Raw genomic sequence first — 13669 nt, forward strand, 5'->3', positions numbered from 1 at the left:
AGCGCGCGCAGCTCGGCGCGCAGTTCCCGGAAGTTGTAGATGCAGCCGTTGAACACGAGCCCGAGGCCGAGCTCGTTGTCCACCATCGGCTGCTGCGCATGCTCGGATAGGTCGATGATCTTAAGGCGGCGGTGTCCGGCCGCGATGTGATTCATCTGGAAGAGTCCGCCGGCGTCCGGCCCGCGCGGTACGAGCACCGAGTTCATCGCCCGCAGAATTTCTACCGGCGGATGCGATCCATCGAAGCGGATCTCTCCGCAGATTCCACACATGGGATACTCCTGGCGATCCGGAAAAGGGGAGGTTAGTGATCGCGGGGTTCCCGCGCAGTGTAAGGAATCTGATCGAGAATGTCAGGGAAGCGTGGATTTCTTCGCGGCGGGATCGTTATGGTAGCAACTCCAGACCTCCGGAAACGAGCGTCGTTCAGCGATGAATACAGCAAAAATCCATTCTTTTTGCATATGTTCTAATTCCCAAACCTTACTTCAACCTTACTTCGGGCTGAATGGGGTTTCCGTCGAACCACCCCCTCGAGCAGGGATCGGTATTTCAGCCTGGATTCAGCTTGTTCGGATCTAATGCGCCCCCATGAGAGATCAACCTGAACCGAAAAACAGGACACCGCGAGTACACGGGCCTCGCGTCCCGTGGCGCGAGGCCGTACGTGACGCGCTACCCGGGCTGCTGATGCTGGCGCTTAGCACCGTGGCGACCGTCACGTCGGCTGGCAGCGCCCCTCCGCCGACATTGCGTGAGGCGGTCGAATCCGCCGCCGCCCGAGATCCTCGACAACTAGCGCTCGACGCGTCTGCACAGGAGGTGAACGCGCTCGATTCGAAGGCGAGCAGCCTGCTCGCGGACAGCCCCTCCCTCGCAGGTCTCTACAAGACGGACCGGATCGGCAGCGACGAGGGCTTTCGGGAGTGGGAAGCCGGCGTCGCGTTACCCCTCTGGAAACCGGGACAGCGTAGCGCGGCGCGGGAAGTGGCGGAGTCCGCGACCCATTCCCTCGATCAGGACCGTCGCGCGTTGCTGCTGGAAATCGCCGGCGATGTGCGTGAACGAATGTGGGAGGCGGCACTCATGCGGAACAACGAGGAGATCGCCCGCAAGGAATGGGAGACCACCCAGGCACTCGAGAAGGATATCGAACGGCGTGTGGAACTCGGGGAACTGGCGGTGACGGACCGTTTACTTGCACGGGACGCGACCCTGACCAAGCGCGTCGAGCTGTTGACGGCTCAAACGGAACTCGAGAACGCGATGCAGCGATACCAGACACTGACCGGCCTGTCTCGACTGCCTCGCAGGCGGGCAGAAACACCGGTCGAGATCACCTCGGTGCCCGAGGGCCATCCCGGCCTGGCCCAGGCCTCGGCGAGTGCCCGTCGTGCGGTGGCGGAACTGGACGCGACCCGGCGCCGGGGCGGCGGTTCGCCGGAGCTGTTCCTGGGCGGGAACGGCGAGCGCGGCACCTCGGACGAAGACTTCAACACGCGAGTGGCGCTAGCACTGAACCTGCCCATCGGGACCCGGACACATACCGGCCCGGCGCAGGCCGCCGCGGAACGCGCCCGTGCCGACGCACAGGCCGAGTACGAGATCAGGAAGCGGAAGCTGACGCTCGAGCTGTCTGAATCGCGACGCGGCGTGGAATCGGCACGGGACGCCCTGGCGCTCGCCGAGGAGCAGAATCGGGTCTCCCGGGAAAACCTTCGCCTGGGCACGGTGGCCTTCAAGGCCGGAGAGTCGGGCCTGGTGGCTCTGCTTCTGGTACAGAAACTGGCGTTCGCGGCCGAACGGCGTGAGAAGGAACTGCGGATCATGCTTCAGCGAGCCATCTCCCGCTACAACCAGGCCGCAGGAGAACTGCCATGATCCCCGTCAGGCTTCGCGAGTTTGCACCGCTGCTACTGGCGGGCTGGTCAGTCCTGGCGGGGGCATCACACGAGATTCCCATCAGCCAGGAACAGATGGAGAGGCTGGGCATCAACCTGGCGCCGGTCGAGGCCGCTCAGTGGGTCACCAGCGATCGTCTGCCGGCGCGTGTGAGCATTCCACCCCGGCAGGAAAGCGTCGTCAGCGCGCCGTCCGCGGGTCTGGTGACGCAGGTGCTGACGGGCGAAGGTGAGGAGGTCGAGGCGGGCGAGGTGCTGGCCCTGCTGGAAAGCCCGGCGCTGGTCACCCTGCAGCGGGAATTCCTGCAGGCCGTGACCGAAAGCAGGCTGGCCGCAGCCGAGTTCAAGCGCGACGGGCAATTGCACAAAGAAGGCATCATCCCCGAGAGGCGATTTCTTGCAACGCGCGCCCGGCGCGACGAGGCCAACGACACCCTTCAGGAGCGACGCCAGGCGCTGATGCTCGGGGGGATGGACGCGGCGTCGGTCAAGAAGCTGTCGGAGGACCGGACCCTTTCCAGTGCGCTCGAGGTCAAGGCCCCCGGCGACGGAGTCGTACTGGACGTCATGGCGGTACTCGGACAACGGGTGGAACTCTCCGAACCCCTTGTCCGGATCGCCACACTGGATCCGCTGTGGCTGCAGATCCGCGTGCCGCTGGAGCGACTCGAAGGCGTGGAACCGGGCGCCGTGGTGGAACTCCCCTGCGATGACAGCGAGGCCCGGGTCCTGCACATCCACCGTTTCGTGGAACCCGATACGCAGACGGTCACGGTACTCGCCGAAACGCTCGGGAGCACACCGTGTCTTCGCCCGGGGCAGTTCGTCCAGGTCCGCCTCAGACTGGGCGGTGGTGGACAGCGGTTCCGGATTCCCGAAAGCAGCCTGATCTACAGCGGCAAGGATCAGATGGTGTTCGTTCGCGAATCTTTCGGTTTCCTCGCCGTCCCGGTCGAGGTCATCGGACGGGCGGACGGCTTCGTTGTCGTGTCCGGGGACCTCGGCAAGGACGCTTCGGTGGCGGTCTCGGGCCTCGCCGCCATCAAGGCCGCCTGGATGGGGCTTGGAGGCGGCGAGTAATGATGCTGGAGCGACTGATACGGTTCGCCCTGACCCAGCGGGTGTTCATTCTGCTGCTGGTGGCGCTGCTGGTGGGTGGTGGAATAACCGCGTTCCAGCAGTTGCCGATCGATGCCTTCCCCGACGTCTCCTCGCCACAGGTCAAGATCGTCATCAAGGCGCCCGGCATGACGCCCGAGGAGGTGGAATCGCGCATCACCGCACCGATTGAGGTGGAGATGCTGGGTATCCCCAATCAGGTCATGCTGCGCTCGACGGCCAAGTACGGACTCACGGACATCACCGTCGACTTTGCCGACGGAACCGACATCTACTGGGCGCGCCAGCAGGTGGCGGAGCGTCTGGCAGGCATCCAGGACGCACTGCCTCCCGGCATCAGCGGCGGTACCGCGCCCGCCACCACCCCGCTGGGGGAGATGTTCATGTTCACCATCGAGGGCGGGGATCTCTCGTTGATGGAGCGACGCAGTCTGCTGGACTGGGTCATTCGCCCCGCCCTGCGTACCGTGCCAGGCGTCGCGGACGTCAATGCGCTGGGGGGTCAGGTGACCAGTTTCGAAATCGTACCCGACAACGCAGACATGAATGCCAGGGGGGTGAGCCTCGGCGCACTGCGCGCCGCGCTGGAAACAAACAACCGCAACGACGGCGCGGGAAGACTGGTCGAAGGCGAGGAGACCCTCCTGGTCCGTACGGAAGGCCAGGTCAGAACACTGGATGACGTGCGTGCGATTGTGGTCACCACGAGTGAGGGTATCCCCGTGCGTGTGGCGGATGTGGCGCAAGTGCGCATGGGGGCCCTCACCCGCTACGGGGCGGTCACACGCGACGCCCGTGGCGAGGCGGTACAGGGACTCGTGCTGGGGCTGCGCGGGGCCAACGCCCGCGAGGTCGTCGAAGGCGTGCGCGCCAAGCTCGCCGAGCTCGAGCCCGCACTGCCGGAGGGGGTCAAACTCGACGTGTTCTACGATCGCAGCGAACTGGTGAAACGCGCGGTGAACACCGTGACCCGGGCCCTGGAGGAGGCCATCGTCCTGGTGCTGATCCTGCTGGTCCTGATGCTCGGCAACCTGCGCGCCGCCCTGACAGTGGCGCTGATCCTGCCGCTGGCCGCACTGGCCACCTTCATCCTGATGCGCGGATTCGGGATGTCAGCCAACCTCATGAGCCTCGGGGGACTGGCCATCGCCATCGGTATGCTGGTGGATGCGGCGGTGGTGGTGGTGGAGAACGTCGTCGCGCAGCTTGCTCTTGCCGGCCCCGGAAATCCCCTGCCCCGGCTACACACGATCTATCGTGCGGTGCGCGAGGTTTCCGTGCCGGTCACCGCGGGTATCCTGGTTATCGTCATCGTTTTTCTGCCGCTGCTTACCCTGCAGGGACTGGAGGGCAAGCTGTTCATCCCGGTGGCCCTGACGATCGTGTTCGCGCTCAGTTCCTCGTTGCTCCTGTCGCTGACCGTGATCCCGGTACTGGCCTCCTACCTGATCAGAAAGGTGGGCCACGAAGAGCCCTGGCTGGTTCGGCAGATACAGAAGATCTACCGGCCATCGCTCGACTGGGCCCTGGGTCATGAACGGCTGGTCATCGGCGCCGCCCTCACGACACTCGTCGTCACCGGATTCGGGTTTACGCAGATCGGCAAGACCTTCATGCCGTCGCTCGACGAGGGCAACATCATTGTCCAGCTCGAGAAACTGCCATCGATCAGCCTCTCCGAATCGCTGGGGATCGACCTGCGGGTGCAGAAGGCCCTGCTGACTGAGGTTCCCGAGATCGAAAGCGCCGTGGCACGCACCGGTAGCGACGAGATCGGGCTGGACCCGATGGGACTGAACCAGACCGATACCTTTCTCGTATTCAAGCCCCGCGATCAATGGGAGTCTCCCGGCAAGGAATCCCTGATCGACAAGATGCGCGAGGTGCTGGACGACTTCCCCGGCGTGGCCTACGTGTTCACACAACCGATCGAGATGCGGGTGTCGGAGATGCTGACCGGGGTACGGGGTGACGTGGCGATCAAGATCTTCGGGGGAGACCTCGAGATACTTAACCGGTTGTCCGAGGAGATCACCACCCTGATCGGTGGCATCGATGGAGCCGAGGACGTGTACCGCACGCAGAACGAAGGCGTGCAGTATCTGACGGTCAGTGTCGACCGCCTGGCAGCGGGCCGCCTCGGTATCGACGTGGACCTGCTGGCCGCCGAATTGCGCAGTCAACTGGAAGGCGACCAGGTCGGCACCATCTTCGAGGGCGTGCGACGCACGCCCTTGCTGCTGCGGGGTGCCCAGGACCTGAGAGCCTCGCCGTCGGAATTCGCCAACCTGCGCCTAACCCTCCCGGACGGCCGGCTGGTGCCATTGTCCACGGTCGCAGCGATCGAACGTGTGGAGGGACCGGTGTACGTCGGGCGCGAACAGGGGAACCGGATGGCGGTGGTGATCGCCAATGTCCGTGATCGCGACCTGGTGGGATTCGTCGAAGAGGCGCGCAGCAAGGTGTCCGACCAGGTCGATTTTCCGACGGGATACTACCTCGAGTGGGGCGGACAGTTCGAGAACCAGCAGCGTGCCGCCCGACGCCTGGCGCTGGTGGTGCCGGTGGCCATCGGGCTGATCTTCCTGCTGCTGTTCACCACCTTCCGTTCCCTGCGGCAGGCGATACTGGTTCTGCTCAATATCCCCTTCGCGCTGATCGGCGGGGTGTTCGCGCTCTGGATCTCCGGCGAGTATCTGTCCGTGCCGGCCTCTGTGGGCTTTATCGCCCTGCTGGGGATCGCGGTCCTGAACGGGGTGGTGATGGTGACCTATTTCAATCAGCTCCACTGCGCTGGCCACCCCCTGGAGGAGATCGTCCGCGAGGGCGCCAACAGGCGGCTGAGACCGGTGCTGATGACCGCCAGCATCGCCGCCTTCGGCCTGGTGCCCCTGCTGTTCGCCACCGGACCCGGGTCCGAGATCCAGCAACCGCTAGCGGTCGTCGTGATCGGCGGCCTGATCACCTCGACACTTCTGACGCTGATTCTGCTGCCGATACTGTACCGGCGCTACGGTACCTCACCCGATTCGTCCGCAGTGGCGGGCTGGACTCGTTCGCGCGGCGAGGCAGATGCTCAACGACCGGCGATTTCCGTCCATACTACGCAGATGCGGGAGGATACCCATGCTTCGTGACGATTTCAGCGCGTGGCTGACCCGCCGCGGGGCCGCGCGGTGAAGGACTGTCTGCTCATCCTGATCGTCGACCAGGAACTCGAGGACACGATCGTTGACCTTCTCCTGACACGCGCAGAGATTTCGACCTTCACGCAGCAAGAAGTCCGGAGTTTCAGCCGTGACCATGCCAATTTCTCCGTTGTGGAGCAGGTTACCGGCCGACAGCGGCGCCTGATGTTTCAGGTGCGCACCTCCGAACACACGGCCGGGGGACTGCTGAGGGATCTTCGACGGGATCTGCCCGGGGCTGAGATAGAATCCTGGCTGATGCCATTGCTGAAAACGGATACGAGCGAATAGGGGCGCCCGCTTCCGGAACAGACGCCGGGAGTCTTCGATCCCTGACTTAAAATAACAGGAGCCGGACTCATCCATGCGCATACTTCTGGTCGAGGACGACCAGGGACTGGCAACCGAACTTCAACAGGGATTGCGCGCTGAAGCTTACGCGGTGGACGTGGCCGACAACGGTATCGACGCCGAGCACATGGCACGCGAGGAGACGTACGATCTGCTCGTGCTCGATCTCGGCCTGCCCGGCCGCCCGGGACTCGAGGTGTTGCGCAATCTGCGCTCCGTCCGGATCGAAACACCCGTGATCATCCTGACCGCACGCGACGCCTGGCATGAAAAGGTGGAAGGCTTCAAGGCCGGTGCGGACGACTACGTGAGCAAACCGTTCCATACCCAGGAACTGTTCGCCAGGATACAGGCGGTCATACGACGCAGTGTAACCAAGTCTGTCAACGCACTGTCCTCCGCGGGACTCACCCTGGACGAGGAACACCAGACGGTTAGGACTCCCTCAGGCAAAAACCATCAGCTCACCGGGACGGAGTTCAGGTTGTTGCGCTATCTGATGATGAATCAAGGCAAGATTCTGTCCAAGTCCCGTCTGGCCGAGCACCTCTACGAATACGACGATGAACGCGACAGCAATGTCATCGAGGTCTACGTCAACCGCCTTCGCCAGAAGTGCGGGAAAGCGTTGATTCGCACCCTGCGGGGACAAGGCTATGTCTTCGGAGCAGATGAGTGAGCTCACTTCAGACGCGTCTCGGCGTCTGGTTGATCATCAGCGTCGTCGTTCTGTTCGGGCTGCACTGGCTGGTCACCAGCCGGGCGCCACGGAATTTGACCGAGGAGTACGTACTGTCGCGTCTGGAACATGACGGCGACAGTCTGCTGTCGGGCCTGCGATTCGATGGCGACGGCAGACCCATCCTGATGCCGGGCCACAGCGCCCCGGTCTATGACAAGCCCTGCTCAGGGCACTACTACCTGATCGAAGCGGAGAATCACCGCGCCCGTTCGCCTTCCCTCGCGGACGAAGACCTTAACCTGGCGGGCCGACCCACCGGGCTCGTGAGCACCTGGCGACTGACCGGCCCCGGGGGGCAGCCGTTGCTGGCATGGTCGGCGGAATTCGCCAGGCAGGGACGACCGGTGCGGATCACCGTGGCCGAGGACATGACCGCGCTGCAACAGCACATCAACCAGTTCCGTCTGCGATTCACCCTCGTTACGCTTTGCCTGCTCGCGGTCCTCGTCATCGCCCAGCGCTTTATCATCCGCGTCAGTCTGCGACCACTCGAGCAACTGAGAGACGACTGCCAGCGCCTCGACCGCGGAGAGGTCGACACCCTGACAACCAACGTCCCGCGGGAGATCCTCCCCCTGGTGGAAGAGATCAACCACCTGCTCGGGGTCATGCGGCAACGCATGCAACGGCATCGCAATGCACTGGGCAATCTGGCCCATGCCTTGAAAACACCGCTCACACTGCTGTCACAGACCCTCTCACGCCTCGATCCGCAGGTGGGTGTGGAAACCGCAACCGCCATGCGCGACGCCATCGGCAAGATTCGCACCATCGCCGAACGCGAACTGAAACACGCACGCCTGGCGGGGACGTCGGTCTCCGCCAGCCAGCGGTTCGACGTCGCCCGTGAGTTGCCCGGACTGATCGACGTATTGAAGAAGATCTATGTCGAGAAAAGATTGGCGTACGAGGTATCGCTCCCCGATACCTCGTCATTGAGTGGAGATCGTGAAGACCTGCTGGAGCTTTTCGGAAACCTGCTGGACAACGCCAGCAAGTGGGCAGGGTCCGTCGTCAGGATCACCGTCGCAGCAGGGGATGGATTGACCCTGCGGGTCGAGGACGACGGACCCGGTGTGGATGAGGCAGAGATCGAACGCCTGCTCGGGAGAGGTGAACGCAACGACGAATCGAGTCCGGGCCACGGGCTCGGGCTCGCGATCGTGGAAGATATCGTGACTCAGTACGGTGGTGAACTGACCCTGGGGAGATCGGAGGATCTCGGCGGATTTCGGGTCGATATCCGTATGCCCGTCACACCGTGAGACCCGGGAAACAAGCTGCGGATGCTCGCATCGAATAGGGTATCAGGGTTCCGACTGCAGCGCTCGGGATCCAGCGCTCCCCAAGCGATGCCACACCCAGGCGAAACAGAACGCACGCCGGACTCGCAGTCCGGTGTGCTTTCCTCATCCTTACACGACGCTTGACGAAACGGCGCGCGGGTTCGGCCGGATACCGGCCCCGAACCGTGTCTCAGGCCCTTTTTCAGATCGCTGCCTTCTTCTTTGGCGCAGCCTTCTTTTTCGGTGCCGACTTCTTCTTTGGGGCGGCCTTCTTCTTTGGGGCGGCCTTCTTCTTCGGTGCCGCCTTCTTCTTTGGCGCGGCCTTCTTCTTTGCCGCGGCTTTCTTCTTCGGTGCCGCCTTCTTCTTCGGTGCCGCCTTCTTCTTTGGCGCGGCCTTCTTCTTCGATGCCGCCTTCTTCTTTGCAACGGCTTTCTTCTTCGGCGCTGTCTTCTTCTTGGGTTTACTCGACACGGCGCTCATGATCTGCTCACGCAGGGCTTCGAAGGTATCTCCGATGGTCTTGACCGAGGTCTCGCCCGCATCCTTCACCTCTTTCACCACGGTCTTGAGCAGGTCCGCCGGCTCGTGACTCACCTTCCCCGCAACGGAAGCGGTCGCATCCGCGGCTGCGCTGGCCATGCCGGACACCTTTTCCGTCAACCCGTCGAACAGCTGTCTTACCTCGTCCACCAGCGACGCACCGGTTTTCTCCACCGTGCTGACAAAACCCTGATCGTCCAATTCGTCATTGCTTTTTTTTGCTGCCATCTGCTGTCTCCGTCTCCTCGCCCCAAAACGTTCACCGTATGCACAGCCAGGTGAAAAACGCCGTCCCTATTAGAGTAGGAACGAAACGGTATGAAATCCAGCAAAATCGGGGACTTCCTGTAAAAAAAATCGGTTCGGATCAAACTGGCCCGACGGGCCTTGCCGCACGGGCAATGACAGTGTGGCAATTTCGCTTACGTCGTTTCCATCGCTGCGGCCAGCGGTCGATACTGCAGGGCATAGAACATCTGGAGATATCGCCGCGTTTCCGAGCGTTCCAGATCGGTCACGTAACGCCAGAAACCGTAGACACGCGACAAGGTCATCATGCGTTCCGCGTAACGCTTCCAGGTATAGCGTTGCTCGACGCGATCGATTCCACCTTGGGAAATGCGGGCCCAGTATGAGGGATCGTCCTTGCAGCGTGAAAAGAATGCGGCGATCTTCTCGGCCGCCAGCTCACCGTGATTCGGGTCGATGTGAAATCCCGACACACCGTCCTCGATGATCTCCAGAGGACCACCGAAACAGGTGGCGAAGGTCGGCAGACCCGACCCCATCGCCTCGATTACCGTCAACCCGAATGCCTCGAACACTGCCGGCTGAACGAACGCACCGCGCTTGTCTGCGATGTATCGATAGATCTCTCCGTTGCGTTCCCTGTCGACCTGCCCCTCGATCCATCGCAGCTCGCCTTCGAGCGCGTACTCATCAATCAGTACGTGCATCCTTTCGATCTGTTCGCGTTCCTCGTTGTCCAGAGAGCGGTTGGGGTCGATGTGCCCGGAAGCGACGAGCAGGTTCGCCTCGCGGCGCAATGCCTTACTGCGGCCAAACCATTCCACCACGCCAGCGATGTTCTTGATCCGGTCCATGCGTGCCATCGTGAACAGCAGGGGTTTGTCCCGATCCGACAGCTCGCCCCGACTGCACCCGTCAGACCCGCCGTAGATCAGCGCCTCGATCTCCGGCAGCAGATGCCTCAGGCGGCGATGGCGTTCCGAGGCGGGAAAATAGACATCGGGATCGGCGCCGGGGGAAACGATGTTGAACTTGGGATCGAAGGGATCGATGCCGTGCACGACGCGATACAGGCCCGGAAGCGTAAAGGCCGAATGCGCCTCGTATTGCCCGATCGTGTCGTCCGTCCCAGCAATCTCCTGATAGGTACTGGTGATGATGAAGTCCGCCTGATTCATCGCAATGAGATCGGCGGTGAACTGGCAGGAGAAATGGTAGTGAGGATCGTTGTCCCGCCAGAACAGATCGGAATAAAGGTACTTGGTCTTCTCCAGCGCGTGTGCGATGTTGCACTGCGTCACCCCCAGATCGCCGGCCATCAGCGAGGCGACCAGGTTTCCGTCGGAGTAGTTGCCGACGATGAGGTCGGGACGATCGCTGAGTTCGGCCATCAGTTCGCGTTCCGCGTCGGTCGCGTACCGTTCCAGATAGGGCCAGATCTCGAATCGCGAGATCCATTGCGGGACGACCTCCCCGTCGGCGTTGTGGAAAGGTACGCGGAGGATCCGCGCAAACTGCGTCCCCGCCACACGCTCGATCCGCTGGTTGGCGGTCGTTCCATCGGCTTGCGGGATCAGGCGGGTGAGGATGACGATGCGCGGCTCGATGTCGAGACCCTGCTCCTGATTACGGCGCAGCATTTCCGCCTCCAGGGCACGCACCTGATCGAGTATGTAGACCACCTGCCCACCGGTGTCCGGGCGCCCCAGGACATCGCTCTGTCCGAACCAGCCATGCGGGGAGACGATGGCTACTGAGAAGATCATCGGGATCCGTGCCAGGAACGCTTCCAGATTGTCCGGAGAAGGCGCCTCGAGGATATCCAGTAACAGGTGAATGGTGTCTCGGACCCTCGACACGTCGGCGCCCCAGCCGGGTTCGAAACCGAGACGACGCAGTTCCTGCCCGACCTGGTCCCAGCCCGCCTTTGGATTCTGCCGCTTCAGGAAGTCGTCCGCCATACGCAGCGCCGAACGCATCGCACGCACGTCTTCGATGTCCTTGCTGAGCATCAGTTGCTGGTCGCGGTGGCGATGGACCCGCAGGAAGTCGAGCAGCCGCCGATCGCCCTTGCCGAGCTCCTCGAACAACCGGCTCGACAACCGGCGGTTGAGAAATTCGACCCCGCGACCGATCGATCGCGCCTCATGGAGCTTGAAGAACTCCCGGGAGAACGGCTCCAGATCCACCTCGACCAGCCGCGGATCCACGGCGGGTCGTCCATCTCCACCGTCCACCAGGCCCTCCTTGAACTTCAGAAATTCCTCGACCGGGATCACTTCGGGATCGATGGTGGCGAAATGGATGCGGATGTATCGCCAGCGCGCAACGCGCGCCCTCAAGGCGACGTAGATCCAGGCGGCGTCGATCGCGGCCTCCTGCGCCCAGCCCACGACCTTCGCCAGCGGGGTATCGCGAAGGTGTTCGCACCCCGGTTGGGCGCAGACGCTCTCGAACGTGTCCTGCAGGTCGCTGCGCAGCAGAAACTGCCGGTCGAGCGACTGCAACTTGTGCAGCATGTGGCGAGCTTCGCTGCGGTAATTCTTGAGATAGTCTCCCAGCGCAACCAGCGGATCGCCTAGGTGTTCTCCCTTGATACTCATGACAGCCCCCATGCGTCGATAAAGGGTTGGTAGAACGCCTCGTCATCCACGGTCGCACCACGCATCCCGACGATGGCCGAGGCAAACGACTGCGCGCGATCCAGCAGGGTCTGCATCCCCCACCCCAATCCCAGTCCCAGCAGCAGCACCGAGGCGAAGGCGTCTCCCGCGCCGACGGTATCGACCACCGACACCTGCGCGCCTGTCCCGACGCGAAAGGTCTCCCCCGCCTTCGTTCGAACGAATGCACCTTCGCCGCCGAGCGTCACGAACAGGGTATCGATGTTGCACAGGGCCTGCAGCGATTCCGAACCCGCTTCGATACCGTGGCGTTCCGGAGCCAGCGTGCGCAGCTCTTCGTCGTTGAGTTTGACCCACCGGCTGTCCCGCAGGAGCCCCAGCACCGAATCGGTGTCCCACCACGGATCGCGCAGATTGACGTCGATAAACGTCGATAATCCGGTCTGACGCTTCAGGCTCGCCAGTGTCGCGCGCGAAACATCGCTCCTGCCGACCAGACTCCCGTGATACAGCAAGCCCGCGGCGGGAAGGCAGTCGATGTCATCGGGGCCGATATAATCCCAGGCGCTGTCCGCCACGATGTCGAAGTGGTGGCTGCCTCCCTCCATGATCACGTCCACCGCACCGGTCGGATGGCCGGCGTCGCGCTGCACGAAACGGGGGGACATACCCCAGGACTCCATCGACGCCAGGATCCGGCGCCCCGGGGCATCCTGCCCGACCCGGCTGACGAACACGGGCGAGCGGCCGAAGGCCTGCAGGTGCCACGCCACGTTGAACGGCGCCCCACCCAGGACCGACGAGCCGTCGGGGAAGCGGTCGAACAGGACCTCGCCGAAGACGAGTGGTGGATTTTCGGGGATCTGTTTCATCGGTATACCTGCTCAAGAACTGATTGGCTCGCGCTTGGCCGGACGCCAGTGTTCGGGCGTGTAGACGTCGACGAGACTGTGGTCATTCAGCACCTCATGTGCGGTCAGATAGGAAGCCGCGGACCAGATCTGGAATATGTATCCGGAAGCATAATCGCCCCAATTCAAAAAGATCAGCGTGACTGGATGCCTATTCGCCCCTTGCCGAGGCCGCCATTATCACGAAATCTTGCGGAGTTTCGCCGCGCCAGCCGCGTACATCACAGTCCGCTTCGCGACTTTGCAGGTTATTACCACCTTCCTTGGATGCTTGGACATACAAGCGCATTGCTGGATGCCATGCAACAACACATTGCGCATTGCCCAACCGATCTCCCTTCCGTTTGACCAGTTTGGCGCCGAGCTGAGCGGCGCCTGGTCCGAATCTCTCGGCGAACTGCGTCCCGTCCCCGGTCCAGGGTGGGCCGGCTCCGCTTCGGCCCAATCCTGGACCGCGAACGCTCCGTTCCAGCCTGGCCCGACCCGCTCACGCCTGAACTCGGGCAGGACGGAAGCCAAGGTAAACGTCGCGCTCGTCCGGGTGGTTCCGGACCCGGCAGGCCGACCGGCAGTAGCGCGCCTCGTAGTACCAGGAACCGCCGCGGAAGACGCGCAACGCGACGGCTTCATCAGTCTCCCGAACCGAACCGTCGTCCGGCGCCCCCGTATAGTCCTCATGCCACGCATCCGCCGTCCACTCCCAGACATTGCCTAGCATGTCGTAGAGGCCCCAGGCGTTGGCGGCCTTGCGACCCAC

At 62.9% G+C, this 13669-nt stretch carries 11 protein-coding genes; 6 read left to right on the forward strand and 5 right to left on the reverse strand.

Annotated elements, in window-relative coordinates; all coding sequences use genetic code 11:
- Positions 1-272: N-acetylglutaminylglutamine amidotransferase (locus LJE91_09975; GenBank protein ID MCG6869030.1), on the reverse strand; the 272-nt coding region annotated here is incomplete at its 3' end.
- A 319-nt stretch (positions 273-591) separates the two neighbouring features.
- Here LJE91_09975 and LJE91_09980 point away from each other — a divergent pair.
- The 6 genes from LJE91_09980 (at position 592) to LJE91_10005 (ending at position 8566) form a co-directional block, all read left to right on the forward strand.
- Complete coding sequence (locus tag LJE91_09980) at positions 592-1881, forward strand: TolC family protein (protein MCG6869031.1); 1290 nt, start codon at positions 592-594, stop codon at positions 1879-1881.
- A complete protein-coding gene (locus LJE91_09985) occupies positions 1878-2981 on the forward strand; it encodes an efflux RND transporter periplasmic adaptor subunit (GenBank protein ID MCG6869032.1) in 1104 nt (367 codons plus the stop codon). Before LJE91_09980 ends, LJE91_09985 begins: the two co-directional genes overlap by 4 nt.
- 2 nt (positions 2982-2983) lie before the next feature.
- Positions 2984-6157 carry a CusA/CzcA family heavy metal efflux RND transporter gene (locus tag LJE91_09990; GenBank protein ID MCG6869033.1) on the forward strand — a complete coding sequence of 1058 codons (3174 nt, stop codon included), beginning with the start codon at positions 2984-2986 and terminating at the stop codon, positions 6155-6157.
- A gap of 12 nt (positions 6158-6169) precedes the next feature.
- Positions 6170-6499 carry a DUF3240 family protein gene (locus tag LJE91_09995; GenBank protein ID MCG6869034.1) on the forward strand — a complete coding sequence of 110 codons (330 nt, stop codon included), beginning with the start codon at positions 6170-6172 and terminating at the stop codon, positions 6497-6499.
- A gap of 73 nt (positions 6500-6572) precedes the next feature.
- Positions 6573-7238: a response regulator transcription factor gene (locus LJE91_10000; protein MCG6869035.1), complete on the forward strand. Its 666-nt coding sequence runs from the start codon at positions 6573-6575 to the stop codon at positions 7236-7238.
- Positions 7235-8566, forward strand: a complete 1332-nt coding sequence (locus LJE91_10005; GenBank protein ID MCG6869036.1) for a sensor histidine kinase — start codon at positions 7235-7237, stop codon at positions 8564-8566. Before LJE91_10000 ends, LJE91_10005 begins: the two co-directional genes overlap by 4 nt.
- A 223-nt stretch (positions 8567-8789) precedes the next feature.
- On the opposite strand, the gene LJE91_10010 is transcribed toward LJE91_10005, so the two are convergent.
- The 4 genes from LJE91_10010 to LJE91_10025 form a co-directional block, all read right to left on the reverse strand.
- On the reverse strand, positions 8790-9356 hold the full coding sequence (locus LJE91_10010; protein ID MCG6869037.1) for a hypothetical protein: 567 nt from the start codon (positions 9354-9356) through the stop codon (positions 8790-8792).
- A gap of 194 nt (positions 9357-9550) precedes the next feature.
- Positions 9551-11980, reverse strand: a complete 2430-nt coding sequence (locus LJE91_10015; protein MCG6869038.1) for a sucrose synthase — start codon at positions 11978-11980, stop codon at positions 9551-9553.
- Positions 11977-12873: a PfkB family carbohydrate kinase gene (locus LJE91_10020; protein MCG6869039.1), complete on the reverse strand. Its 897-nt coding sequence runs from the start codon at positions 12871-12873 to the stop codon at positions 11977-11979. The genes LJE91_10015 and LJE91_10020 overlap by 4 nt, the downstream gene beginning before the upstream one ends.
- 526 nt (positions 12874-13399) lie before the next feature.
- On the reverse strand, positions 13400-13669 hold a 270-nt coding region (locus LJE91_10025), incomplete at its 5' end, for a formylglycine-generating enzyme family protein (GenBank protein ID MCG6869040.1).

The sequence above is a fragment of the Gammaproteobacteria bacterium genome, from assembly GCA_022340215.1.
Lineage (GTDB): Bacteria > Pseudomonadota > Gammaproteobacteria > JAJDOJ01 > JAJDOJ01 > JAJDOJ01.

Excerpts from the sequence above, each read along its gene's own strand:
- LJE91_09985 (MCG6869032.1), top strand. The coding sequence starts at position 1,878 with ATGATCCCCGTCAGGCTTCGCGAGTTTGCACCGCTGCTACTGGCGGGC.
- LJE91_10000 (MCG6869035.1), top strand. The coding sequence starts at position 6,573 with ATGCGCATACTTCTGGTCGAGGACGACCAGGGACTGGCAACCGAACTT.
- LJE91_09980 (MCG6869031.1), top strand. The coding sequence starts at position 592 with ATGAGAGATCAACCTGAACCGAAAAACAGGACACCGCGAGTACACGGG.
- LJE91_10010 (MCG6869037.1), bottom strand. The coding sequence starts at position 9,356 with ATGGCAGCAAAAAAAAGCAATGACGAATTGGACGATCAGGGTTTTGTC.
- LJE91_09990 (MCG6869033.1), top strand. The coding sequence starts at position 2,984 with ATGCTGGAGCGACTGATACGGTTCGCCCTGACCCAGCGGGTGTTCATT.
- LJE91_10015 (MCG6869038.1), bottom strand. The coding sequence starts at position 11,980 with ATGAGTATCAAGGGAGAACACCTAGGCGATCCGCTGGTTGCGCTGGGA.
- LJE91_10020 (MCG6869039.1), bottom strand. The coding sequence starts at position 12,873 with ATGAAACAGATCCCCGAAAATCCACCACTCGTCTTCGGCGAGGTCCTG.